Source organism: Kitasatospora sp. NPDC086009, assembly GCF_044540385.1.
Lineage (GTDB): Bacteria > Actinomycetota > Actinomycetes > Streptomycetales > Streptomycetaceae > Kitasatospora.
Map to the genome: position 1 here is coordinate 444,757 of NZ_JBITSA010000003.1, position 24,045 is coordinate 468,801.

The window sequence follows — 24,045 nt, forward strand, 5'->3', positions numbered from 1 at the left end:
TCACGCCTCCAGGGCCGAACGCAGGTCCCAGAGCATCCGCCAGGTGGCCGCGCCCTGTTCGGCACGGCGCCGGACCGGGCCGTCCCAGTAGCCGAGCAGCCGGGCGGCGTCGGCCGGGTCGTCCTTGCGGACGACGCCGATCAGCTGCCCCGGCAGCCGGCCGAGGAGGTCTCCGCCGTCGGGCAGATAGGCGGCGCAGACGCCCAGCGCGGTGGCCACCGAGACGGCCTCGGCGGTGCTCATCACGGTGGACGGGCGCTCGACGTCCCAGCCCTCGGTGGAGCGGCCGGTGCGCAAGTCCCGGAAGGCGGTGACGAGTGCCTCCAGCACGGCGTCGTCCACCGCGTACGCGGCACCGGCCCGGGCGACCGCAGCGGTGGACTGCCGACGGACCAGCTCGACCTCCGCCGCGAGGCTGCCGATCGGGCCGACCGTCTCGAAGTTGAACCGCCGCTTGAGGGCGGCGGACATCTCGCTGACGCCCTTGTCCCGCAGGTTCGCGGTGGCGATCAGGGTGAAGCCGGCCGCGGCGTGCAGCTGGCCGTCCGGGCTGCCCGCCAACTCGGGTACCGCGATGCGCCGTTCGGAGAGCAGCGAGACCAGGGCGTCCTGCACCTCGGGCAGGCAGCGGGTGACCTCCTCGACCCGGGCGACGGCTCCGGTGGTCATCGCGGTGAGCACCGGCGAGGGCACCAGGGCGTCCCGGCTGGGGCCCTTGGCCAGCAGCAGGGCGTAGTTCCACCCGTACTTCAGCTGGTCCTCGGTGGTACCGGCGGTGCCCTGGACGGTGAGCGCGCTGGTGCCGCAGACCGCGGCGGCGAGCAGTTCGGAGAGCATCGACTTCGCGGTACCCGGTTCGCCGACGAGCAGCAGACCGCGCTCCCCGGCGAGGGTGACCACGCAGCGCTCGACCAGCGCCCGCTCGCCGACGAACTTCTGCTCGACGGCCAGGCTCTTCCGCCCGGCCTTGAGCTTCTCGCCGCCGCTGCCCATCACGAAGGTGACCACGGCGCGCGGGGTGAGCCGCCAGCCGGGCGGGCGCGGGCCGGTGTCGTGGGCCGCCAGGAACTCCAGTTCGGCGGCGTACCTCTCCTCGGGCGGGACGATCTGCCGAGCCGTCGGATCGGCGGACTGGTCCCTCGGGGCGGTGGTCATCGGCGGGCCTTCCTGCGCTTGCCGGTACGGAGCTCTTCGTATCCGGGGACGTCCCCGTCGCCGATCCGCTGCCAGGCCCGGGCGAACAGCTCCGGGACGGACAGCCGCGGCAGTACGGCGTGGTGGGTGGGCAGTTCGTACAGGCCGGCCTTCCAGGTCTCCGCCGGGAGGCCGGGGGCCTTGGCCTCCTGCCAGCCGCCGGGCAGGAAGAGGCCGCGGCCGGCCCGGGCCCGCTTGGCCTCCAGCACCAGGTCGGTGGCGGCGAGTTCGGCCCGGGCCCGCTTCAGCCGGGCGGGCTTCCAGCCCGTCCAGCGCGCGACGTTGCGGTCGGTCGGGTCGGGCAGCGCGAGCAGTTGGAGGTAGAGCGCGGCGGCGTCCGCGCCGAGGCCGTGGGCGGCGGCCACCTCGGCGACCAGCGGGCCGACGCTGAGCTGCGGGTTCTGCGCCCAGCGGGCCTCCTCCCCGGCACCGGTCGGCGCCGGGTCGGGGGCGAGCTCCGGCGGGGCCACCAGACGCTCCAGCTCGCCGTCCAGGATGGCCGCCAGGGCGGGGCGCTGACTGGTGAACCAGTAGCCGTCGACGAGCCCGGCCAGCAGCTCCAGCACCGGATCGTCCCCGCCGGTGAGCCCGGCCGGGCGCAGCCAGACCTGCTCGTCCTCGGTGCGGCCAGGGGCGAGCACGAGGGCCTCCCCGCAGCGGACCAGACCGTCGGCGTCGGCCCCGCCCTCGGTCGGCAGCCCGAAGCGGGTGCGCAGCACCGGCGACAGCTTCTCGCCCTTGGCGGTGCGGTGCAGGTCGTAGTTCAGCAGCAGCTCCGGGTCGGCCAGCCGGGCCCGCAGCGCCGCGGCGGCCTGCGGCAGTAGCGGGCGCAGCGGGCTGTCGGCGGGCAGGTGGTAGGCGAGCCAGCGCAGGGCGTCGACGGACCCGCCCAGACCGGTGTCGCCGGGCAGGGCGTGCGGGTCGTCGGCGACCAGCTGGACCGGCCCGCCGTCCTGGGTGGCCCGCACCCGGTAGCCGGTGGTGCGGTTGAGCCAGGGCGTCCGGGTCGGGTTGAGGACCTCTTCGATGTGGTTGATCCCGGCACCGTTGACGGTGGCCTGGGCCTCCTCGGGCAGGGTGACGAGCCGTCCGAACCGCTCCGTCCACCGCTCGGCTCCGGCCGCGGTGTCGGGGCCGTCCGTCCAGAGCGCCTTCGGGTCGGCGGGCAGGAGCGCCGTCCAGACGGCGCGGAGGCCGGCCCGGTCGCGACCGCGCAGCCAGTCCCGGGCAGCCTTGGCCTCGGCCGACTTGAGACCGTACTCCTTGAGCCGGTCGGCGGGGAGCACGGTGCCGTACCACCCGAACAGGGTGTTGGTGGGGCTGAGCAGCAGGGCGGCCCGGGTGGCGCCGATGCCGGTCGCCGCACCGAAGGCGGCGGCCTGCCCGGCCTCCCGGACGAACCCGCCGTGCAGGGCGAGCAGGGCGGTGAACCGCGCCGTCCAGTCGGCGGTGACGACCTCCTCGGTGTTGCGCTCCCCGGCGGTGCCGAAGTGGGCGACCGGCCCGAAGGCGCCGCTCGGGTCGTGGTCGACGGCGAGCCAGTTCACCCGGTCCTCGCGGTGGTGGCGGCAGCCGAGGACGACGACCGTCCGCTCCCCGTGCCGGAACACCTGGCCGGCCCGGGACGGGTGCTTGCGGCTGGTGCCGTCCGGGTCGACGAAGTCGGCGAGCGGCTCGGTCAGCACCACCTCGCGCAGGGTGGCGCCGCGGTCGGCGAGCAGGCCGCGGGTGAGCTCGGTCAGCAGCAGGGCGAGCGCCGACCGCTCGGCCGCGCCGGTGAGCGGGGCGGCCGCGGCGTAGGCGAGGGTGCCGAGGTGACCGAGGAGGCTCAGCCAGCCGTGGTGGTTGTCGTCCCCCTCCAGCTCGACCCGGAGCGGGGCGGACCAGCCCTCGGTACCGGGCGCCACGGCCGGTGGCCCGGTGAGGACGCCGAGGACGGTGCGCAGGTTGCCGAGCACCCGCCAGTGGTCCCCGTGCTCCCAGGAGCGGCCGAAGCCCGACGTGTCGGGCAGCAGGATCTCCACCGCCTCGCGCAGATCCTGGTCACGCCCGTGCTCGGGCCGGTAGGCGGCGCCCGCCCGGGCGGTGCCGGGCTTGGGGCGGGCCTCGGCCTCGGGCTGCGGGACGAACCGGGCGGCGAGGTCGAGCAGTTCGGCGGCGGACCGGGCGAGGCCGGCGACGCCGGCCCGCAGCAGCGGGTGGCCGACGCCGGGCAGCACGGCGCCGACGGCCTCGACCGGCACGGACTGCCGGGCGGCCTTGCCCACCGCCAGCGGGCGCCGCACGCCCTGGACGGTGAGCCAGCGCTGCTCGGCCTCCGCGGGCGGTTCGGCGTCCGTCGGCCAGGCGGCGTCGATCAACCGGGCGGCCTGCTCGTCGGTCAGACCGCGCAGGACCAGCGAGCCCGCCTCGTCGCGCGGCCGCAGGGCGTGCCAGTGGGCGAGCGGGGGGACGAACGCGGTACCGGCGGCCGCCAGACCGCCGGGCCGGCAGGTCTGCAGGTCGGTGCTGGTGTCGGCGCCGCTGCCGTCGGCGTCCGGCAGGGCGAGGCCGAGATCGCCGCCGCGCTCCTCGACGACCAGCGGGTGGGCGTCACCGGGCAGGCCGAGCCGCCCGAGCGGGAACCGATCGGCGCGCCGGCCCTTTCCGGCCAGGGTGAGGGTGGTGCCGTCAGCGGTGCCGGTGGTGACCTTGGCCCCGTCGACCCGGACCCAGCTGCCGAGCACGACGCCGTCGGTGCCGAGCGGGGTGGCCTCCAGACCGGGCTGCATCGGCAGCAGCGACGTGCGGTCGAGGTCGAGCCGGCCGGCCGCCGCGGTGGCGGCGATCCTGGGCGGTTCGGCGGCGCGGCCCAGGGCGCCGGTGGCCGCGTCCAGTTCGGTGAGGACGTCACCGGACCGGCTCGGGCGGACCGTCCAGTGACCGGTGCCGTCGCCGATCACCCGCGCCTCGGCGGGCATCCGGGTGTCACCGACGTGCAGCGGGCGCTCGCCGGTGGTCCGGCCCCCGCCGGACAGCGGGATCGACGGGATCTCCGGGTCGTCCTGGCCGCCGTAGTAGCGGACGATGGTCTCCCCGCCCAGTTCGAAGGTCTCGGTGGGGCGGCCGGACCAGTAGGCGTACTGCTTGTTCTCCCGGTACCAGGCGACCAGCAGCTCGCCGTCGACGAAGCGCAGCCGGGGCCGCTGCCAGCGCTCCAGCTTGTCGGGGATGCGCAGGGTGTGCTCCAGCAGGATGCCCTGCGGACCGACCACCACGACGCGGTTCCCGAGCTCCAGGACCAGCTGCGGCCAGGCCTCCTCGACGCAGAGGCCGTCGGGTAGTTCCCTGCCCTCGGGGCCGCCCGGTGCCTCGCCCGCCTCGATGCCGAGCCGGACGAGTGCCTCCTCCAGCGCGGGCCAGCCGAGCTCGTCGAGGATGCCGGTGCGCAGCGTGCGGGCGAGCAGTCCGGTGACGTCGAGGCCGGCGATCCGCTCGGCGGCGGCCGGGTTCTCGGTGCGGATCGCGCCGCGGCTGCTCCGCAGGTCCTTCAGCAGTTCGGCCGCGCTCGCCAGGCCGCGCGCGGCGAGGAGTTCGTCGGCCCGGGCGTCGGACCACTCGACGAACAGCTCGCGCAGGACCGGGAGGGCGGCCAGCTGCTTGTGCGCGGCGGCCGTCCAGCTGTTGGGCACGCCGGAGCGCAGCAGGGCGCGGAACCGCGGGTCGGCGGCGACCGCGGCGAGGGTGCGGCCGCCGGGCCCGGACTCGCGCACCCAGTCGCCGAGGCCGAGGCTCTGCCCGTCGGCCGGGTCGGCGACCGGGACGCCCTCGGCGAGCAGCAGGTCGAGCAGCTCGATCTGGTGGGGGCTGCGCCGCGTCCCGGTGAAGAGGTCGACCGGGATGCCGTCGGCTCGCAGCCGCCCGGTCATCCGGGCGGCCAGCGCGACGGTCTCGGCGTTGAGCCCGTTGTTGCGCCAGCCCCGGCCGATGTGGCCCACCCAGCGCTGCAACCAGACGGCAGCGGCCGGGGTGGTCCCGGCCCGGCCCGCCGCGCCGCCGGCGGGCAGGCCGGTCAGCAGCTGCTCGGCGCCGCTCTCGGCGAGCACGGCGAGCCAGGAGGCGTCCTGGGCGCTCTGGTCGGAGACCCCGGCCGGGTCGGGCATGATCTCCAGCAGCCGGGCGCGGACGCCCTCGTCACGCCGGGCCAGCTCGATGACGGCGCCGTGCCAGGACTTCCAGAAGGCGCCGGGCGCGCGGTTGACGGCGGGGGAGGCGAGCAGCTCGGCGAGCAGGGCCTGCTCGTGCTCGGTGCGGTCGAGCCCGGCGGCCCGGATCAGGGCGCGGGCGTCCTCGGCGATCCCCGCGTAGGGGGCCATGCCGGCGGCCGAGCGCTCGGTGCAGAGCTGGCGGAAGCGCTGCCAGGCGGTCAGCGGGTCGAGCCGGCCGCTCAGCTCCTTCACGTACTGGCGCAGCGCCTTGACGGTGAGCGCGCCGGCCAGCGCGAACTCCAGGAAGACGGCGCGCAGCCGCTCCTCGTCCACGGCGAGGCTGTGGGTGCGCTCGGCCTCGCGGGCCTTGCCGAAGAAGGTGCCGGCGTAGGTCTGGTTGCCCTGTTCGACGAAGATCCTGCCGACCTCCTCGCAGTAGGTCGGCAGGAAGTGCGGCACCGCGCGGCCGAGGCGCACGGCGAGCTCGTCGAAGCCGTCCTTGGCGTGGCCGGGCTTGGACTTCGCCTGCCGGGCGAGCCGCTCCATCTCCTTGACCAGGGCGAGCGCGTGGTGGCCGTTCGCCGGGTCGTGGACCAGCGCCCAGGCGGGGAAGCCCAGCGCCTCCTGGCGGACCTGGCCGACCTCGGCCGGCTCCGCCGCCGGCTTCAGGCCGAGGAAGTCGACCGCCAGGTCCTCGGCGGGCCCGAGCGCGCCCGGGACGAGCCGGACGATCCGGCGCCCGTCGAGCGCCGGGTGGGCGTAGCTGCGGGCGGTGAGGACGTCGGCGGCACTGTCGGGCTGCCCGGCGCCGGGCAGCGTGCCCGCCGGGAGGACCGCTCCGGCATCCAGCAGGCGCTCGTGCAGTTCGGTGGTGCTCATGCGGGCTCCTCCCCTTCGATCGTGCGGCCGGCGTACAGCGCGGCGGCCATCCGCATGCCCTCGGACCAGGCGACCGGCCCGACCTCGGCCGCCGGCAGGATCGTGCCGTCCGGGCCGGCCCAGCTGAGCGCGCCGGTCTCGCACTCGTCGTACTCGTAGTAGTCCCCGACCCAGACGCGGGCCTCCAGCGCGCGGCCGCCCTCGACCACGGGCAGCACGGCGTAGCCGCCGCGCACCCGGTAGCCGAGCCGGGCGCAGCGGCCGAGCAGGTCGCGCAGGGCCTTGTAGCGGCCGCCGGCGTAGCTGGTGACCTCGGTACCGGACGCGGCCTCCGCCGGGCGGTGCCAGACCTCCCGGTACAGCTGCTGCACCTGCTGGGAGACCCCGAGCTCGACGGCGAACTCGCGCAGCTCGTCCAAGTCCTCCAGGAGGACGGGGTGGGGTATCAGGATCTCGCCGTCGGTGAGGCGCACGGTGTCCCCGTCGAGGTCGACGAGCCCGAGGCCGCGTTCGGCGTCGGCGCCGCGCAGGAACCCGGCGACCTCGCCGTCCGCGCCCGTCACCACCAGGTCGCGCAGGACCTCCTGCCAGGCCTCGTCCGGCCAGACCGCGACCAGGACCGCGGCGGGGACGGGCAGCGAGCGGACCATCCACCGCTCGACGTCCTCCAGGCAGCCGCGCCGGTGCGCGGCGAGCCACTCGGTGAGCTGCTTGAACCCGGTGACCACCGGATCGTCGTTCAGCTTCGACGGAAGGGACTTCAACGGGCGGCCGGCCGCGTTGCGGCACACCACCCTGCCCTCCGCGTCGAGCGCGACTTGATAGCCGCCCGTCCCCGCTTCCACCCACGTCACGGCCGCTCTCCTCCCAGCTGCTGGTCTGCGATGGGAGGAACGTAACGGGACACACTGACAACGCGGCCGCCGGGGGGCCGCTCCTGCGGACCAGCCGCTTCAAACCCATCGAACGAGTGAACGATCAGCGGGACGACGACGCGGCCGCCATCCCGGCCGACGGCCCGGCGGGGTCCCAACTCCCTGACAGTACAGGCGATCTGCGAGCTCACCACGCCGACCGGTCGGCGGACCGCGCACTCGATCCGGGCATGTCAGAAGTGGCCGGGACCGCGGGGACCGGCCGCGCCGCTAGGAGACGGTCAGGCGCAGGATCCGGTCGTCGCCGGAGCGCGAGTCCCCGCGGCCGTCGGTGTTGTTGGTGACCAGCAACAGCGTGCCGTCCCGGTCCGCGACCACCGTGCGCAGCCGCCCGTAGGCGTCGTCGAGGAACGCCTCCGGCGCCCCCGACGCGCGGTCACCGTCGAGCGGGACGCGCCAGAGCCGGGCGCCCCGCAGCGCGGCGATCCAGACGGCGCCGTCGGCGTAGGCGATACCGCTCGGGGACGCGTCGGCGGTATGCCACTGGGCCACCGGGTCGATGAAGTCGGGGCGGTTCCCGGTGCCCTCGACCACCGGCCAGCCGTAGTTGCCGCCGGCCTTGATCAGGTTCAGCTCGTCCCAGGTGTCCTGGCCGAACTCCGAGGCCCAGAGCCGCCCTTGGGGATCCCAGGTGAGCCCCTGCACATTGCGGTGGCCATAGGAGTACACGGGCGAGCCGGGGAAGGGGTTGCCGGGAGCGGGGGTGCCGTCCGGGGCGAGCCGCAGGATCTTGCCGCCGAGCGAGCCCTTGTCCTGGGCGAGCCCGGTGTCGCCGCTGTCCCCGGTGCCCACGTAGAGCAGGCCGTCGGGGCCGAAGGCGATCCGCCCGCCGTTGTGCCGGGGCCCGTGCGGGATGCCCGTCAGGAGGGCCTCGGGCGTGCCGAGTTGCTGCTCCGGCGGCCGCGTCGGGTCGTACGTCAGACGGACGACGCGGTTGTCCGCGGCGGTGCTGAAGTAGGCGTACACCAGGTGGTCGGTGGCGTAGCCGGGCGACAGCGCGAGGCCCAGCAAGCCGCCCTCGCCGCCGGAGACCACCCCGGGGACGGTCCCGGTCTCGGTGCGGGCGCCGTCCTTCGCCGCGACCCGGACGATCCGTCCGTCGTCCCGCTCGGAAACCAGCAGGTCCCCGTCGGGCAGCACCACCAGGCCCCAGGGCGCCGCCAACTCCTCGGTGACCGTGGCCCGGACGGCCACCGACGGCGCGGCACCGGGCGTGGCCGGGGCGGACCCGGTGGGGGAGGCGACTGCCGAGGCGGCGGCAGAGCTCGGGGCGGCCGACGTGGCCGGGGGCGCCGACGCCGACGAACAGCCCGCGACGGCACCGGACCCCAGGAGCAGAGCCAGCACCCCGGCTCCGACACGACTGCGCACGAGCGTCTCCCCTCAGGAGGACGGTCCAGCAGGACCGGAACGGCTGCCGCGCGTGAGCGGAGAGCACGGCAGCCCTCAGCTCATCACAGCGACCCCGCGCTCCACCGCCCGACACTCACGCCACCCGCCCCGACCAGGCCGAAGCCCCGGCGCACACCACCACCCCGGCCGGTTTCACCCGGACGTGCGGTTTCCCATGGCTCGCCCCCACCCCGACTCACACCCGCCCTACCCTCGGAGCCCGAGCCGGTCGAGGACCAGGGGGCTTCGACTCCAAGGCCTCGGCGAGGTTCATCGGCGCGTTGGCGGAGGGGCAATGAGTACTGAGCTCGCATGGTTCACCTCCAGCTGCAGCGGCACCGAGGGCGGCGCCTGTATCGAGGTCGCCGCCATGAAGACCGCCGTGCGCGTCCGGGACTCCAAGGACCGGAACGGGCCGCAGCCCGCCTTCTCCCCCGCCGCCTGGGCCGACTTCGTCGCCTTCGCGGCAGCCAAGGAGACACCGCTCTCCTGAGCGATCGGCTCCGCCGGGCGGGTGTCGGGCATGCGGGCGCCTTCGCACGCGCGCGGCAGGCATCGTTCGTGAGCGACCGTCAGCTAGCCTGCGTCGTCGGAAGGCCTGAGGGCATCGCGGTGACGAAAGGGTTCACCATGGCGGAGAACTTTGCAGAGCGGCCGGCGCCGGAATCCGTGCGCCTGATCGACTTCGAGGAGGCGAAGGCCGTCCCGGGGATCGTCCCGGGCACGTTCATCCTCGTGGTGAACGGGACCAAGCCCTACCTGAACATGACCGTCCGGCTGTCGCCCCGGGTCTACCTCGCGCAGCCGGAGTACTGGGGCATCGAGGTGGTCGGCTCGCTGTCCGGCATCGGGCTCCCCGCCACCGCCCCGTACACGGAGTCGCTGCCGCTGGACGGCATCACGGGGAGCAAGGGGATCGAGGTGATCGGGGCCTACCGGACCGAGCGGATCGACCTGCCGTAGGGCCCGGGTCGTCAGCCGGGGCCGACCACGGCGGCCGGCCCCGCACCCGAGTGCCGCACAGCGAGCTTCAGCCGCCGCCCGGACCCTCACCGCGGCACCCCCGCGGCGTCCAGGAAGGTGCGGAACTTGGCGCTGGTCTCGGCCAGTTCGGCCTCCGGCCGGGACTCGGCGACGACGCCCGCCCCGGCGAACACCCGCAGCGTGCCCTCGTCGGCCTCCGCGCAGCGCAGGGTCACCACCCACTCGCCGTCACCGTCCGCGTCGCCCCAGCCGACCATCCCGGCGTACAGTCCGCGGTCGAACGGCTCGATCTCGCCGATCGCCCGCCGCGCCGGCGGCGTCGGCGACCCGCAGACCGCCGGGGTCGGGTGCAGGGCGGTGGCCAACTCCAGCGCCGACACGGCCGGGTCGGCCAGTTCGGCGGTGATCGTGGTCGCCAGGTGCCACATGGCGGCGGTCCGGACCAGGGTCGGGGCGGCCGGCACCAGCAGCGTCCGGCAGTACGGGGCCAGCGCCTCGCGGATGGCGTCCACCACGAAGGCGTGCTCGCGCAGGTCCTTCGGGGACTCCAGCAGCACGGCGGCCCGGCGGACGTCCTCGCCCAGGTCGGCGGTGCGCGGCACCGAACCGGCCAGCGGGTTCGCCACCACCGTGGTGCCGCGGCGCGAGAGCAGCAGTTCGGGGCTGGCGCCGATCAGGGTGCGGCCCGCCCCGGCGGGCACCGCGAAGGTGTAGCCGCTCGGGTCGCGGCGGGCCAGCCGCTGGAGGATCGCGGGCAGATCGAGCGGGCGACCGGCACTCAGCTCGAGTGTCCGGGCGAGCACGACCTTGCTCAACTCGCCCGCCCGCACACGCCGGACGGCCTCGGCGACGCCCGCCCCGTACACCTCGGGCTCGGGCACCGGACGGACCCGCCACTCCACCGGCTCGGCGGCCGGGGCGGGCAGGGCGATCAGCGGGTCGTCCCGCAGCGCGCCGCAGACGCGCAGCCCGGCGGGCACGGCCAGTTCGGCCCTGCTGTCGTGGTCGAACGCCACCGCGCCCATCACCAGCGGCTGCCGGACCCCGTCACGGCGCGCCCGGGCCAGTGTCTCGGCGACCCGCACCGGCAGCGGGCGCTCGTCCTGCACCACCCTGGCGTGCACGCCCTCGGCGAGCAGCGTACGGGTCGGCGAGGCGAAGAACGCCTCGTCGGGCGCGGCCCGGTACTGGCCCAGCAGCCCGCTGGCCGCGCCGATGACGGTGGGGTCCGTCCCGGCGGGGGCGTGGTGCACGGTGGTCACCTGGATTCTCCCAGTCTGCGAGTGGCCGCCGGGTGTCCCGGTCGGGATGGTCGGCGGGTGGGGCGGTTCGGGGCCGGGTGAACGGGTCGCCCGGGTGGTGCGAGGGTCGCTGGTGGTCCGGCGCCTCGGCCTCCGGTCGACGCGGGGCAGTCCGCCCTCGGCGGCCGCGTGCGAGCCGGTCGGGCGACGCGGGTGGCGTCGCCGTCCGGACACCGGTTCCGTCCGGTCAGGGGCGGAGCGCCGGGGCGGACGGGGTTCCCGGCCGCAGGTTCGCGACCAGGCCCGCTGATTCGGGCCGTCGCACCTGGACACCCCCTCTCCGAGCTCCCCTTGAGCGGCAACATTAGGCAAGGCTAACCTAACACGCCCGTTTGGGTGCGCCGCGGAACTGCGAGTCCGTCAACTCGCGGCGGCAGCCGCCGTTCCGCACCGGGGTCGACCGGTGTTGCACCATCGAGCGTGGACGCAACGTTGCGTCCAGTGCTACGTTCAAATCGCAACGCAACGTTGCGTCTACGTTCGCCTCCGGGGCCCGCCCCGCGCTGCGCCGACTCCGCCCCGCGCGGAGCTCCCGCCCCACCAGGCCTCACCCCCTCACCTCACCCGAGGAGCACATCCGTGCCTTCCGCGCCCCCCGACAGCCCCCCGGCGGCGGCCCCAGCCCCGTCCGCCCCGCCCACCCCGGCGACTCCACTCGCCCGGGCCGCCATCGCCCTCGCCTTCTGGGTCACCATGGCCGGCACCACCGTCCCGACCCCGCTCTATCCGATCTACCAACAGGCCTTCGGCTTCTCACCGTTGATGGTCACGGTGACCTTCGCCGTCTACGCCGCCGGAGTCGTCGTGGGCCTGCTCACGCTCGGCCGCCTCTCCGACCGGATCGGCCGCCGCCCCGTCATGGCCGGCGCCCTGCTCCTCGCCGCGTCCGCCGCCGGACTCTTCGAAGCCGCCTCCGCCCTGCCCTGGCTGCTCGTCGCCCGGGTGGTGTCCGGCCTCGCCGCCGCCCTGGTCACCGGCGCCGCCACCGCGGCCCTGCTCGACCTCGCTCCGCCGGAGCGCCGGCTGCGGGCGCAGACCCTCGCACTCGCCGCCAACATGGGCGGACTGGCCGGCGGCACGCTGCTCTCCGGGATCCTCGCCGAATGGGCCGGCTCCCCGCTGCGGCTGCCCTGGACGGTGATGCTCGCCCTCACCGCGGTCGCCCTGCTCGGCCTCTTCGCCGTCCCGGAGAGCGCGCCCGGCGGCGGACCCCGCGAGGCCCTCCGCGAGGCCCACCACACGACCGTTCACACGCCCCCTCGCACGGCCTCCCGCAAGGCCCATCGCGAGACCCCCGGAAACGCCCCGGGGAGCACCGGCGCCGCGCTCCCCCCGCCCTTCGAGCCGCCGCTCGTCCCGACCGCCATCCGGCCCGCCCTGCTGCGCGCCGCCCTGACCGCCGGGTCCGGCTTCGCCGCCCTCGGCGTCCTCACCTCCGTCAGCGGGCTCTTCCTCGCCACCGTCCTCGGCATCCACCACCACGCGCTCACCGGTCTGGTCGCCGGCCTCGCCTTCGTCGCCACCGGGGCCGGCCAGGTGCTCGCCCGCGTGCTACCCGGCCCCCGTGCCCTGCCCGCCGCCTGCGCCGGGCTCGTCGTGGCGGCGGCCCTGGTCGCCACCGCGCTGCTCACCGGGACGCTGCCGCCGCTGCTCCTCGGCGCGGTGCTCAACGGCCTCGCCACCGGTACCGCCGTCGCCACCGGGCTCGCCACCATCAACGGGGGCGTCGAACCGCGACGGCGCGGCGAGGCGATCTCGGCCTACTTCGCCGTCCTGTACACGATGCTCTCGGTACCGGTGGTGGGCGTCGGCCTCCTGATCCGGGCCACCGACCTGCGCACGGCAGGGGTCGTCTTCAGCGCGCTGGTCGCGGTACTGGCCGTCGGCGTCGCGGCCGGCCTGACCGGCCGTCGCGCACGGCCGACGCCCCTCGCGGCGGAGGAGGCGTGAGAGGATGGGCCCGACCCAGCACCCCGGCCGGCTCCCGCAGCGGCCCGCCCGTGAGGACCGCAGCGCCATCGCCGCCCAGCCCCGCCCCGCCACCGGCAGCAGCAGCGCGAGTACCGGCGGTCGCCGCAGCGAGGCCGCGCGCCTGGCCGTGCTGAACGCCGCCGACGACCTCCTGGTCGAGCACGGCTTCGAGGGCCTCACCATCGAGGGCATCGCCGCGGCGGCGGGCGTCGCCAAGCAGACCATCTACCGCTGGTGGAAGTCCAAGGTCGACATCCTCTTCGACAACCTGGCGCTGGACTCCGGTCCCGCCCTGGTCTGGCCCGACTCCCCGGCCACCCCGGCCGACCTGCGCGTCTACCTGCACCGCTTCGCCGCCTTCCTCGGCGAGGAACCGGCCGGCCAAGTCCTGCAGGCCCTCCTCGGGCACGCCCAACTCGACGCCCGGACGGCGGAGTTGCTGCACACCGGCTTCCTCGACCCGCTCCGCGAGCGGGACGTCGCGCACACCCGGGCCTGCCTCGGCACCTCCGAGGACGAGGCCGCCGCACTCCTGGACGCCCTGCTCGCCCCGCTCTACCACCGCGCCCTGGTGCTGCGCCGCCCGCTCGACCGGGCCTTCGTCGACACCCTGCTCGACCGGCAGCTCGCCCGCTTCACGCACTGATCCGGGCGCCCACTCCGGGCACCACCCACCACCACCCGCCATCACCCGCCACCGCGCGGCTGCCGCACCGCGCCGCCGTGCGGCCGTTCGCCGTGGCGCGCCCCGGCCCCTCCGTCACCGAACTCCCCTTCACCCGGCCCGAGTCCACCTCCGGGCCCGCTCAGGAGTCATCATGTTCCGACGCCCCCGCCCGGCCCACGACGTCGAGGTCATCGCCACCACCCCGCTGACCTCCACCCTCACCCGGATCACCTTCAGCGGCCCGACGCTGCCCGACCTCGGGATCGAACACCCCACCCAGTGGGTCAAGTTGGCCATCCCCGAGGGCCCGTCCCGGGCCTACACCATCCGCCGGCACCGACCCGCCGAGCGCGAGGTGGACATCGACATCGTCCTGCACGGCAACGGACCCCTGGCCCGCTGGGCGTCCATCGCCCGGCCCGGCGACCGGGCCGTCCTCGCCGGCCCGCGCGGCCGCCGGCCCGACCTGGACGGCGTCACCCGGCTACTCCTCGCCGCCGACGAGAGCGCGCTGCCCGCCGCCCTCACCATTCTCGATCAACTGCCCAGCACGGTAAGGGCCTTCGCCTACTTCGAGATCGCCACCGGCGCCGACGCGCTGCCGCTCGGCACCGCCGCCGAGCTCACCACCACCTGGCTCCCCCGCGACGGCGCCCACCCCAAGGGCCGGCTCCTCACCGACGCCGTCCTCGCCGCCGACGTCCTGACCGGCCCTGACCCTGCCGGCCCTGCGGGAACCACCGGCTCCGCCTGGATCGCCGGTGAGGCCGTCGCCGTCGGAACCCTCCGCCGCCACCTCCTCGGCGACCTGGGCCTCCCCCGCGACCGGGTCCACGCGAAGGGCTACTGGAAGCACGGCGAGGCCAACCACCGGGAGTGAGCGCACCGGCCGTCGCGACCGGCGGCGGTCAGTCGGCCGACCGCCGCCGCCGCGCCAGGCGGTACGGCCCGAGGAAGTAGGAGAGCGCCGCGAGCGACGCCCCCTCGGGCACCTCCCCGGCGACCAGCAGCTCGACCACGTCCTCCTCCGCCACCCACTCGACCCGGGTCGCCTCGCTCCGGTCGGTCGGCTCGCCGATCCGGGTGCAGCCGGTCATGTGGAACGCGTGGAAGCGCATCGTCGAGATGCCGGACATCGCGTTGAACCCGACCAGCGGCTCCACCCGGCCCGGTCGCCACCCGGTCTCCTCCTCGACCTCCCGGGCGGCGGCCGCCGCCGGCTCCTCGCCCGGCTCCGCCCACCCGGCCGGCACCTCCCACCCCCACTGCCCGGTGATGAACCGGTGCCGGTACAGCAGCAGGAACCGGCCCGCGTCATCGGTCACGACCGCCGTGGTGCAGGCCTTCGGCATCCGCACCACATGGTGGTCGACCCGCCCGACCCCGGGGATCTCCACGTCGTCCAGCCACAGCTCCACCCAGGGCGACTCGTAGACCGGCCGCCGGCCGTACGTCTTCCACTCCGTCATCGGCCGGCTCTCCTCCGCACCCGTGACCACCACGTCTTCCGCTTCGACCCTCTCACGCCGCCGCCGGGCCCCCGGGCCGCCCCCGGCGGCCGCCCGCCCGGAAATCCGGGTGCCGACGGCATGGCGCGCGCCTACCGTGAGCGGCATGTGCACCCGGAGCCGGACCTCGCGACGACACTTCGTCTGCCCGCCGTGCCGGCTGTCCGTGAAGCGGCACGGCGCCCCGGGGCGGGACGTCTGCGCGCGCTGCGGCGGCGAACTGGTCGACGCGGGCCAGGACCTGGCGGTCCCGCGACGCCGGGACACCGCGGGGTGGCGGGCCCTGACGGCCCTGCTCGCCGCGGGGGTGACCTTCCACTCGCGCTGCTGCTACGGCCCGGGATGGCGGCCGCGCACCCCGGGGGAGGTCCGCGAGCGGCTCGCCCGGTCGGCGGGCGGTGGGCGGCCGGTGGCCGAGGCGCTCACCACCCGCGACCCGCACGACCTCGGCCCGGCGGACCGTCGCCGCGTCTGAGCGCGGCCACGTCCACGGCCTCAGCGCGTCGCGCCCGCCACCGGGGCCAGCCCGGTGCAGCCCCGCAGGCCGTCGCGGCGCTTGAGCGCGGCCGTCGCGGCGGCGCCGGTCTGCGGGACGGGCACGCCCTGGCCGTCGACGGTGGCGGGCGTGAACTCCTCGCCGGCGACCTTGCCGGCCGCGGTCAGGGTCAGCGTCGTCACGCCGGTCTCGTTGGAGTTGGCGTAGTCGGAGGTGCCGTACCAGAGGAAGTTGCCGAAGCCGTACCCGATGTAGGTGGAGCCGAGCATGCCCGAGCCCAGCATGGTGTGGGCGTGGGTGCCGACCACAGCGGTGGCCCCGGCGGTGGCGAGCTTCTTGGCGATGGCGCTCTGGGCGCCGGTCGGACAGGCCTTGCCCTCGTCGCCCCAGTGCAGGTACACGAGCACGACGGGCGCCTGCTTCTTCGCCTCCTCCACCGCCTTGACCAGCGCGGCGGCGTCCAGCGCCGAGGCGATGCCCGGCTTGGTGGCGCCGGCCCGCCACTTCTGGTTCGTCAGGTCCTCGACCTGGCTGGCCGCGAGCACCGCGACCTTCACCCCGCGCACGGTGGTGACGTACGGGGCGTACGCCTCCTTGGCGTTGCGGCCGACGCCGACGACCGGGATCGGCGCGGAGTCCTTGGCGGCGAGCGTGTCGGTGAGCCCGTCCGCGCCGAAGTCCACGGCGTGGTTGTTGGCCATCGAGACGACGTCGACGCCGGAGTCCTTGAGGGCGGTGAGCGCCTTGGGCGAGGTGCGGAAGGTGTACGTCTTCGGCTCGGGGGCACCCCGGTCGGTGATCGCGGTCTCCAGGTTGAGGACGGCGAGGTCCGCGTCGGAGAGGGTCGTGGCGATCGGGCCGAGCGCCTGCTCGGGCGCCTTCACCGCGAGCCGGGCCTCGGTGCGGCCCTCGAAGTGGACGTCCCCGGCGAACGCCACCGTGATCGAACCGTCCGGGCGGGGCGCCGAGGCGCTCGCGGACGGCGAGGCGGACGCCGCGGCGCCCGCCGTCCCGGCCGCCGAGGGCTTCGCCGCGTCGCCCGCCGGCGCGGCCTTGGCCGGCGCCGGGTCGTCCGGCCCGCAGGCGGCCACGGGTATCAGCCCGAGCAGCAGTGCGACGGCGGCCGCGACTCGGCGCATGTGAAGTCCCCCCGGGGGTCGATTCGAGAGCGGTCAGACTACGCCATTCCCCCACATCGCCTTCGGCCTGCCTCCACGGCCCGCCCGCCCCGCGCCCGCCCCGCGCCCGGGGCGCAGGACGGGCCCGGCGGCCGGAGCGCGGGCCGGGACCCGCGGTCAGGCCAGGTCGAGCAACTGCTCGTAGAAGCCGCCGAAGCCGCGCTCCCGGTCGACGAGGTGCAGCTCCAGGATCCAGTGGCAGACCCGCCCCGACCGGTCGGTGCGGCGCAGCGGGGTCTCGTTCTCGGGGGTGATGTAGGAGTCGGCCTTGGCCCCGTCGTTCACCTCGTGCGGGAACTCGCCCACGAGGTGGCCGGCGTGCCAGATGCCGACCTCCCAGCCCGCCTCGGCGGCCAGCCGCTCGACCTCGGCGTGCAGCTGCCGCCCGGTGATCTCCGGGTCGGCCGCGAAGAACGCGCGGCCGGCGTCGAAGATCCGCGGCAGGTCGGCGAGCAGCCGCCGCTTGTGCGGATCGCCGCCGAAGACGTAGGTGCGGCCGAAGTCCGCCTCGTACTCCTCGAAGACGGGGCCGAAGTCGGCGAAGGCCACGTCGTCGGCCCCGATGACCCGGTCCGGCGGGTTGTCCCGGTACGGGGCCAGGGTGTTCGGGCCGGAGCGGATGATCCGCTTGTGCCAGTGCCGGGTGGCGCCGAACATCTCGTTGGCGAGATCCCGGATCCGGTCGCTCGCCTCGCGCTCGCCCACCCCGGGCGCCACCAGTTCGCGCGCCTCGGCCTCGGCGAACAGGGCGATCGCCTTCTCCTGCGCCGACACCAGGCCCTCGACGCGACGGACCTCCTGCGCGCCGGACGGTTCGACTGCCATACCGGATCCCCTCTCCCCAGGTGGCGCCGGCGGGACCGGCGCCACAGCTCACGGCCACTGCCCGCGCCCACCGGGCCGGACAGCCCCGACCGATCGTATCGGCGGGCCCTGCGGGCCCGCCTCGATGTCCCCCCCGGCTCCACCGCAGGGGACGGACCGGCCTGGTCAACCGCCGCACCGGGACGCCCCGGCCCCCACAGCACCCCCGCACCCGGCTCCACCACCACGACCCGCCACCGCCGGCACCACCCCCACCAGGACACCCCGGCCCCCACGACCGCCGCACCGGGCCGTCGTGTCCCTGGCGCACCGGCCGTCCGGACGCGCAGCGTGGAGGGGGTGCACGCTCCCGGGGCTGCACGCTCCCGGGCCGAGGTGGCGAGGTGGACGGCGCATGGACGGTGTGGGAATCGGCGCGGCGAACGGCGGCCGGCGGCGGATCGTGGTCGGGATCGACGGCTCCGCGCCCTCGAAGGCGGCGCTGCGCTGGGCGGTCGGTCAGGCGGGCCTGACCGGGGCCGCGGTCCACGCGGTGGCGGCCTGGGAGTACCCGTCGCTCTACGGGTGGCTCACGCCGCTGCTGGACGACGGCTTCGAGCGGGCGGCCCGGCGCACACTGACCGCCGAGGTGGACGAGGTGGTCGGCCGGGACCGGCCGGTGGAGATCGAGGAGAGCCTCGTCCTCGGCCACGCGGCCGAGGTGCTGCTGGAACTGTCCGCGGACGCCGACTTCCTGGTGCTCGGCAGCCGGGGGCGCGGCACCTTCGCCCGCACGCTGCTGGGTTCGGTGAGCTCCCACTGCGCGGTGCACGGCAGCTGCCCGGTGGTGATCGTCCGACCGGACGGCGCCGCCGCACCGGTGCACGCCGCCCCTGCAGCGACCGCGGCTCCCCTCACCGAGGACGCGGGATCGGCCGTCCGCACCAAGGAGTGGCAGGTGAGCCTGCACCTCGTCGAGGGCCGGGACACCACCCGGGTGCACGCCGTGCTCGACGCCGACGGCAGCGTGCTGCACGCCGACACCCGCGCCCGGCGCAGCCCGCAGGACGAGCCCGCCGAGGCGGTCGGCGACGCGTTCGCCGTTGGGAGGGCCCTGGTCGAGCTGGGGCACCGGCTGCTCCGCAGCGGCACCGAGTCCGCCACCGGGCCGGCGCGGGAGTGACATGCTGATCCCGGCGGCCGCCGGCCGGCCCGCGCCCGACGGGCAACCGGTGGGCACGGCCGGACGGACAGCGCCCGACGGACGGCGCCCGGCAGCGGGTGGCCGACAGCTCACGGACTACGGATGACAGCCGACAGATGACAGATCCGGTCAGCCCGCCTCCGGGCTCAGCGACCCCCGCCCCCGGCGCCGGTACCGGCGCGCCCGACTTCACCCCCGCCCAGCGCGCCCGGGGCCGCGCGCTGCGGCGTGCCCTGTTGCCGTGGGCACTGGGCGGGCGGCTGGCCGGCCTTCTCCTGACGCTGCTGCTCGGGCTGACCCCGGCCGGAGCCGCTCTGGTGACGGCCGCCGGCGACCTGTTCGGCGGCTCGCGGACGGCCGAGGTGCTGGCGGGGGCGGCCGCCCTGGTCCTCCTCGGCCGGGCGGCCCAGCTGCCGTTCGCCGCCGGCGCCCGGACGGTGCGGGCCCGGTTCGGCCTGGTCACCCAGGGCTGGGGCGGCTGGGCGGTGGACGCCGTGCGCGGACTGGCGCTGGGCCTGGCCCTGGTGCTGCCCCTGGCGTTCGGACTGTTCGCGCTCACCGACCGCTGGCCGGACCGCTGGTGGCTCCCGGCCGCCGGCGCGGCGGCGCTGCTCACGGCGGCGCTCTCCTTCCTCTACCCGCTGCTGGTGGAGCCGGTCTTCAACCGCTTCACCCCGATGGCGCCCGGCCCGCTGCGGACCGCCCTGCTCGCGCTCGCCGACCAGGACGACGTCCGGGTGCGGGACGTCCTGGTGGCGGACGCCTCCCGGCGGACCACGGCCCTCAACGCGTACGTGTCCGGCCTGGGCGCGACCCGACGGATCGTCGCCTACGACACGCTGCTGTCCACCGCCGAGCCGCGCGAGGTGGAGCTGGTGGTGGCGCACGAACTCGGACACGTGAAGCACCGGGACGTGCTGACCGGCACGGTACTGGGCGCGGTGGGGGCGGCCGTGGTGGTCTGCCTGATCGGCCTGCTGACCGGCTGGGGCCCGCTGCTGTCGGCGGCGGGGGCGACGGACGCGGCGGATCCGCGCGTCCTGCCGCTGATGGCGGCCTGCGCGGCCCTGCTGGGCGCCCTGTCGGGGCCGGTGCAGTGCGCGGTGAGCCGCCGGGTCGAGGCCCGGGCGGACCGGCACGCCCTGGAACTGACCTCGGACGCCGAGCAGTTCATCGCCATGCAGCGCAGACTGGCAGTGGCCAACGTGTCCGATGTCGACCCGCCCCGGGTGCTTGAGCTACTGTTCGCCACTCATCCGAGTGCCACCCGCCGGATCGCGGCCGCCCGCGCCTGGCAGGCCGCGGGAGCCACCGGCACCCCGGACGGCGCCACGACCGGCTGAGCCCGCGCCCCGGGCCGGGTGCCGCCGGCCGCGGAACGGGGCGGAGGACGGCGGAGGACGGCGTGGCCCGACAGCACACGGCGGGCACAGCGGAGCCCAAAAAGTTGTACAGTGCAACAAATTACCGAGGAGGTAGGACCGCCGTGCCCGGCCGCGAGACATCGATCGACACCATCCAGCGCGAGCTGACCGCCTTCGCCCGGCGTGCCCGGCACAAGGCCTCCCAGCTGCACCCGGACCTCTCCCTGGTCACCTACAGCATCCTCGACCTGATCAACGAGCGCGGCGGCTGCCGGGCCGCCGACGTCGCCTCGTACTTCATGCTCGACAAGTCCACCGTGAGCCGCCAGGTCACCGCGCTGGAGAAGCTCGACCTGCTGCGCCGCGAGACCGATCCGGACGACCAGCGCGGCCAGATCCTGCGCGCCACCGAGGCCGGCCTGACCCTGCTGCGCGAGGCCAGCGAGCAGCGCCGGGTCGCCTTCACCGCCCGATTCACCGAGTGGTCCGACGAGGACGTCGCCCGCTTCGCCGGCTACCTGGCCCGCTACGGCGCCGAGGACTGAGCCGAGGACCGGGCCGAGGACCGAGGGGCGCCGGTCCCGTCCCGCCGGCAACGGCCCGCCGACAACGGGCTGGCGGCAACGGGCCGACGCCGGGGTGCGGGGTACCGCTCCGACGGTGTACAGAGGAGAGGTGCCCCTTCGGCAGGGTCCTCGCGACCGCCGCCGGTCGTGGCGGCTCGGCCGCCACGCGCTGACGGCGCTCCCGCTCGCGCTGATCGTCGTGATCACCGTGGTCGACGTCCTGTCACCGCCGACGATCCACCTCGGACCGCTGCTGATCGTGGCCCCCGCGATCACCGCGTCCTTCGCGGGGGCGCGGACCACCGCGGCCGTCGCCCTGCTCGCGCTCGCCGGCCTCACCGTCATCGGCATCACGCGCGACGGGCTCACCACCCCCAACCACGAGACCCAGCTCGGCGCGCAGATCGCCGTCTCGGTGCTGATCGTCGCGCTGCGGGTGCTGCGCGACCGGCACGAACGGGAGCTGGCCCAGGTCCGCTCCGTCTCCGAGGCCGCCCAGCGCGTCCTGCTGCGTCCGCTGCCGGACCGGATCGGGCACCTGCGCCTCGCCTCCGTCTACCTCGCCGCCGAGGCCGAGGCGCAGGTCGGCGGCGACCTCTACGCGGCGGCCCGCACCCCCGGCGGCACCCGGCTGTTGGTCGGCGACGTCCGCGGCAAGGGCCTCTCCTCGCTCGGCGACGCCGCCCTCCTGCTGGGCGCCTTCCGGGCGGCCGCCCACCTGCACGCCGACCTCACCGACCTCGCCGGCTATCTGGACGGCAGCGTCCGCTGGGGCCTGGCCCGGCTCGGCGAGCAGCCCTGCGAGGAGCGGCCGGGTGACGGGACCGGTCGCGGCCACCGGTCGGGCCCGGACAGTGCCTCCGCCGGGGCGGCGGCGGACGACTGCGAGGAGTCGTTCATCACCGCCGTCATCCTGGACATCCCGGACGACGGCTCGGTGGTCCGGCTGATCGACTGCGGCCACCCGCCGCCGCTGCGGCTGCGGGCCGACGGCGTCACCGCGCTGGACGCCCGCCGGCCGGCGCCGCCGCTCGGGCTGGGCGAACTGGCCCCGGGCGGCTACGAGGTGGACGAGTTCGCCTTCCTTCCCGGCGACCGCCTGCTGATCTACACCGACGGCGTGATCGAGGCCCGCGACGCCCGGCGGCGGTTCTACCCGCTCACCGAGCGCGTCAGGGCCTGGTCCGCCGACCCCCCGCAGGCCCTGGTGCAGCAGGTGCGCCACGACCTGCTGGCCCACGCGGGCGGACGGCTGGACGACGACGCGGCGATCGTCGCGGTGGAGCGCCTCGGCTGAGGGCGCTCCGGGGGGCGCAGCGGCGCGCGGGCCACCGGCGGCGGTGGTCCCGCCGTACCGCCCCGGAGCCGTCGGCTCCCGTCACGGCCGGTAGGGCAGCTGCGGCACCTCGAAGCAGGTGGTGGTCATCGAGGCCACCTGGGTGACCCAGCCGCCCCGGCCCCCGTAGGCGGTGTCCTGCCAGCGGGCGGCGTTCAGACAGGCCCGGGTCGGCCCGGTCGGCGGGGGCTGCGGGACGAACGAGGCGGGCAGGATCAGTCCGTGCGCGTCGTACGGCTCGGCACGGTTCATGAACCGCTCGACGCAGGCCCGGGTGAGGTCGGCGCCGCAGGAGTCCATCGCGTCGGTGAGCCACTGGGCGCCCGCCCAGCCCTCCAGCTCCCAGGCGGAGAGCAGCGGTTCGCGGTCGGGGTAGTAGCGGGACATCGCGGCGCGGAAGTCCCGCACCGCCTGGTCCTGCACGTCCTCGTAGTTGAGGCTGGCCGAGGTCGCCCAGAGCGCGTTGCGGCAGCCGGGTGAGGCGCCGTAGTCGGTGCCGACGGTCTGCGACCAGTTCTGCACGTTGGTCGCCTTCGCCGCGACCCGCACCCCGGCCTCGTCCAGCGCCCGGCAGAGCGCCGCGTTGCCCCGGGTGTCCATGGCGTCGAGGAGCAGCTGCGAGCCGTCGGCGCGCACGGCGGCGGCCACCGCCTGGAAGTTCGGCAGCGCGAAGTCGACCGTCTGCATCAGGACGCGGTAGCCCTCCGCCTCCAGTCCGGCCTTCAGCTGGGCGGCGTAGCGGGCTGAGTCGGCCTGGTTGTAGGCGACCACGGCGGCGCTGGTGGTGCCCAGCCGTTCGGTGAAGAAACGGAACACCTCGGGGGTCTGGTAGAGCGTCCCGTTCCAGCCGACGGCCTGCCCGTCGCGCGGCGCGCCGCTGCCGTAGATGCCGTAGAGGTGCGGCCAGCGGTCGTAGGCCGTGCCGATCGGCTGGCCGCCGACGTCCGGCACGCCCTTCCCGCTCACGTACGGCGCGCCCGCGTAGTCGAGCACGCTGCCGGAGACGAAGGCGAAGACGTGCTGCTGATCGATCAGGCGGTGCACGCAGTCCTGGTTGCCGATGCCGCTGCCGCCGTCGTCGCAGGTCACCAGCTTGACGGTGCGCCCGTGCAGGCCGCCCCGGTCGTTGAGGGCCTGGACGAAGGCCTGCGCGCCGTAGCGCGGGCCGCTGAACACCTCACTGCCGACCGGACTGGTGAGCGAGGTGACCACACCGATCCGGATCTCGGTCGCCGTGACGCCGGTGTCGGAGGCGGGGTTGGCCCCGGCGGCGGTGCTCGCGCCGGCCGGGGTGGGGCGGTGGGTGAAGGCGCTCCCCGGCAGCCGGGTGCCGCAGGCGGTGACGGCGGTGAGCAGCAGCGCGAGGAGGGCGGCGCCCCCGCAGCGGCGGCGGACGCGGCGCCGGGGGACGCGAGGGCCGGGCCGCCGACGGCAGTGCGCGTCGGCGGCCCGGCGGGACGGCGGGGCCGTCAGCCGCATCCGGGGACGGCGGCGCCGCTCCCACCGCCGGCCTGGGCGAGCAGGCCGCAGAGCGACGAGCGGGAGACCTTCCAGGTGCCGTTGTCGAGGACGGCCTGGCCGGTGGCGTCCGGCGCGACCACCGTGCCCTGGAGCGAGAGTTCGTAGGTGACGGTGGCCTCGGTCGGCGAAGTGAACGTCACGTTCGTGACCTTGGCCTTGACCTGACCGACCCGCGGATCCTGCGAGAAGCCCTGGAGCGCCGGGAGCAGCGCGTCACCGTTCTGGAGCAGCGTCGCCTTTTCGGGGATGGGGGTGGTGGGGTCGAAGAACTTCTCCCAGTTGGCGGTGACCTGGTTCGTCGCGGTCGCCGGATCAGCGGGGGCGGTGGCACCCGCACTCACGGTGGCACTGGCACTGGCGCTGGTGGTCGCGGTCACCGTGACGGACCCCGACGCCGGGGCGGAGATCGACACCGAGGCCGAGGGCGAGGAGCCGGACGAGCTGCTGCTGCACCCGGCCACCGCGCCCACCAGCAGCAGTGCGCACAGCGCCACCGCCGGTCGCGGGACCGGGCCGCCGCCCCGACGGGTGCCGCTCTGCCTTACTCGCATGGTGTTC

The 24,045-nt window shown here is 75.7% G+C and carries 20 protein-coding genes; 10 read left to right on the top strand and 10 right to left on the bottom strand.

The window, feature by feature from the left end; all coding sequences use genetic code 11:
• The 4 genes from ACIF6L_RS11145 to ACIF6L_RS11160 all read right to left on the bottom strand — a co-directional run bounded on the left by ACIF6L_RS11145 (position 1) and on the right by ACIF6L_RS11160 (position 8,566).
• Positions 1–1,155 carry an AAA family ATPase gene (locus ACIF6L_RS11145; RefSeq protein ID WP_396488000.1) on the bottom strand — a complete coding sequence of 385 codons (1,155 nt, stop codon included), beginning with the start codon at positions 1,153–1,155 and terminating at the stop codon, positions 1–3.
• Complete coding sequence (locus ACIF6L_RS11150) at positions 1,152–6,260, bottom strand: hypothetical protein (RefSeq protein WP_396488001.1); 5,109 nt, start codon at positions 6,258–6,260, stop codon at positions 1,152–1,154. The genes ACIF6L_RS11145 and ACIF6L_RS11150 overlap by 4 nt, the downstream gene beginning before the upstream one ends.
• Entirely contained in the window at positions 6,257–7,114 is an 858-nt protein-coding gene (locus tag ACIF6L_RS11155) for a DUF4132 domain-containing protein (RefSeq protein WP_396488003.1), read from the bottom strand. The genes ACIF6L_RS11150 and ACIF6L_RS11155 overlap by 4 nt, the downstream gene beginning before the upstream one ends.
• A 291-nt stretch (positions 7,115–7,405) precedes the next feature.
• Positions 7,406–8,566, bottom strand: coding sequence for a PQQ-dependent sugar dehydrogenase (locus tag ACIF6L_RS11160; RefSeq protein WP_396488005.1), 1,161 nt, complete (start codon positions 8,564–8,566; stop codon positions 7,406–7,408).
• Between the two features lie 316 nt (positions 8,567–8,882).
• On the opposite strand from ACIF6L_RS11160, the gene ACIF6L_RS11165 reads away from it, so the two are divergent.
• Positions 8,883–9,080 carry a DUF397 domain-containing protein gene (locus ACIF6L_RS11165; RefSeq protein ID WP_396488006.1) on the top strand — a complete coding sequence of 66 codons (198 nt, stop codon included), beginning with the start codon at positions 8,883–8,885 and terminating at the stop codon, positions 9,078–9,080.
• A 137-nt stretch (positions 9,081–9,217) separates the two neighbouring features.
• Positions 9,218–9,550, top strand: coding sequence for a hypothetical protein (locus tag ACIF6L_RS11170; protein WP_359835381.1), 333 nt, complete (start codon positions 9,218–9,220; stop codon positions 9,548–9,550).
• An 86-nt stretch (positions 9,551–9,636) separates the two neighbouring features.
• Here ACIF6L_RS11170 and dhbC read toward each other — a convergent pair whose 3' ends face one another.
• Positions 9,637–10,839: an isochorismate synthase DhbC gene (gene dhbC / locus ACIF6L_RS11175; RefSeq protein WP_396488193.1), complete on the bottom strand. Its 1,203-nt coding sequence runs from the start codon at positions 10,837–10,839 to the stop codon at positions 9,637–9,639.
• Between the two features lie 612 nt (positions 10,840–11,451).
• Here dhbC and ACIF6L_RS11180 point away from each other — a divergent pair.
• The 3 genes from ACIF6L_RS11180 (at position 11,452) to ACIF6L_RS11190 (ending at position 14,390) form a co-directional block, all read left to right on the top strand.
• Entirely contained in the window at positions 11,452–12,822 is a 1,371-nt protein-coding gene (locus ACIF6L_RS11180) for an MFS transporter (protein WP_396488008.1), read from the top strand.
• A gap of 4 nt (positions 12,823–12,826) precedes the next feature.
• Positions 12,827–13,489 carry a TetR/AcrR family transcriptional regulator gene (locus ACIF6L_RS11185; protein ID WP_396488009.1) on the top strand — a complete coding sequence of 221 codons (663 nt, stop codon included), beginning with the start codon at positions 12,827–12,829 and terminating at the stop codon, positions 13,487–13,489.
• 172 nt (positions 13,490–13,661) lie between these two features.
• A complete protein-coding gene (locus tag ACIF6L_RS11190; RefSeq protein ID WP_396488010.1) occupies positions 13,662–14,390 on the top strand; it encodes a siderophore-interacting protein in 729 nt (242 codons plus the stop codon).
• 28 nt (positions 14,391–14,418) lie between these two features.
• Here the strand turns inward: ACIF6L_RS11190 and ACIF6L_RS11195 are convergent, their stop codons facing one another.
• Entirely contained in the window at positions 14,419–14,979 is a 561-nt protein-coding gene (locus tag ACIF6L_RS11195) for an NUDIX domain-containing protein (protein WP_396488011.1), read from the bottom strand.
• Between the two features lie 145 nt (positions 14,980–15,124).
• Between ACIF6L_RS11195 and ACIF6L_RS11200 the strand changes: the two genes are divergently transcribed.
• Positions 15,125–15,493: a hypothetical protein gene (locus ACIF6L_RS11200; protein WP_359805434.1), complete on the top strand. Its 369-nt coding sequence runs from the start codon at positions 15,125–15,127 to the stop codon at positions 15,491–15,493.
• Positions 15,494–15,513: 20 nt separating this feature from the next.
• On the opposite strand, the gene ACIF6L_RS11205 is transcribed toward ACIF6L_RS11200, so the two are convergent.
• On the bottom strand, positions 15,514–16,653 hold the full coding sequence (locus ACIF6L_RS11205) for a CapA family protein (RefSeq protein ID WP_396488012.1): 1,140 nt from the start codon (positions 16,651–16,653) through the stop codon (positions 15,514–15,516).
• A 156-nt stretch (positions 16,654–16,809) separates the two neighbouring features.
• A complete protein-coding gene (locus ACIF6L_RS11210) occupies positions 16,810–17,517 on the bottom strand; it encodes a M24 family metallopeptidase (protein ID WP_352287446.1) in 708 nt (235 codons plus the stop codon).
• A gap of 394 nt (positions 17,518–17,911) precedes the next feature.
• Here ACIF6L_RS11210 and ACIF6L_RS11215 point away from each other — a divergent pair, with 394 nt between their 5' ends.
• The 4 genes from ACIF6L_RS11215 (at position 17,912) to ACIF6L_RS11230 (ending at position 21,927) form a co-directional block, all read left to right on the top strand.
• A complete protein-coding gene (locus ACIF6L_RS11215; protein WP_396488013.1) occupies positions 17,912–18,679 on the top strand; it encodes a universal stress protein in 768 nt (255 codons plus the stop codon).
• 137 nt (positions 18,680–18,816) lie between these two features.
• On the top strand, positions 18,817–20,043 hold the full coding sequence (locus ACIF6L_RS11220) for a M48 family metalloprotease (RefSeq protein WP_396488015.1): 1,227 nt from the start codon (positions 18,817–18,819) through the stop codon (positions 20,041–20,043).
• A 143-nt stretch (positions 20,044–20,186) separates the two neighbouring features.
• Complete coding sequence (locus tag ACIF6L_RS11225; protein ID WP_329490397.1) at positions 20,187–20,609, top strand: MarR family transcriptional regulator; 423 nt, start codon at positions 20,187–20,189, stop codon at positions 20,607–20,609.
• A 130-nt stretch (positions 20,610–20,739) separates the two neighbouring features.
• The gene (locus ACIF6L_RS11230) at positions 20,740–21,927 is read left to right on the top strand and encodes a PP2C family protein-serine/threonine phosphatase (RefSeq protein WP_396488017.1); all 1,188 of its coding nucleotides are present in this window, start codon (positions 20,740–20,742) and stop codon (positions 21,925–21,927) included.
• An 81-nt stretch (positions 21,928–22,008) separates the two neighbouring features.
• Here the strand turns inward: ACIF6L_RS11230 and ACIF6L_RS11235 are convergent, their stop codons facing one another.
• Both ACIF6L_RS11235 and ACIF6L_RS11240 read right to left on the bottom strand, forming a co-directional pair.
• Complete coding sequence (locus tag ACIF6L_RS11235) at positions 22,009–23,445, bottom strand: ABC transporter substrate-binding protein (protein WP_359805422.1); 1,437 nt, start codon at positions 23,443–23,445, stop codon at positions 22,009–22,011.
• Positions 23,436–24,038 (bottom strand): hypothetical protein, encoded by a 603-nt coding sequence (locus ACIF6L_RS11240; RefSeq protein WP_359805420.1) that lies wholly within the window; start codon positions 24,036–24,038, stop codon positions 23,436–23,438. The genes ACIF6L_RS11235 and ACIF6L_RS11240 overlap by 10 nt, the downstream gene beginning before the upstream one ends.
• Positions 24,039–24,045: the final 7 nt, after the last annotated feature.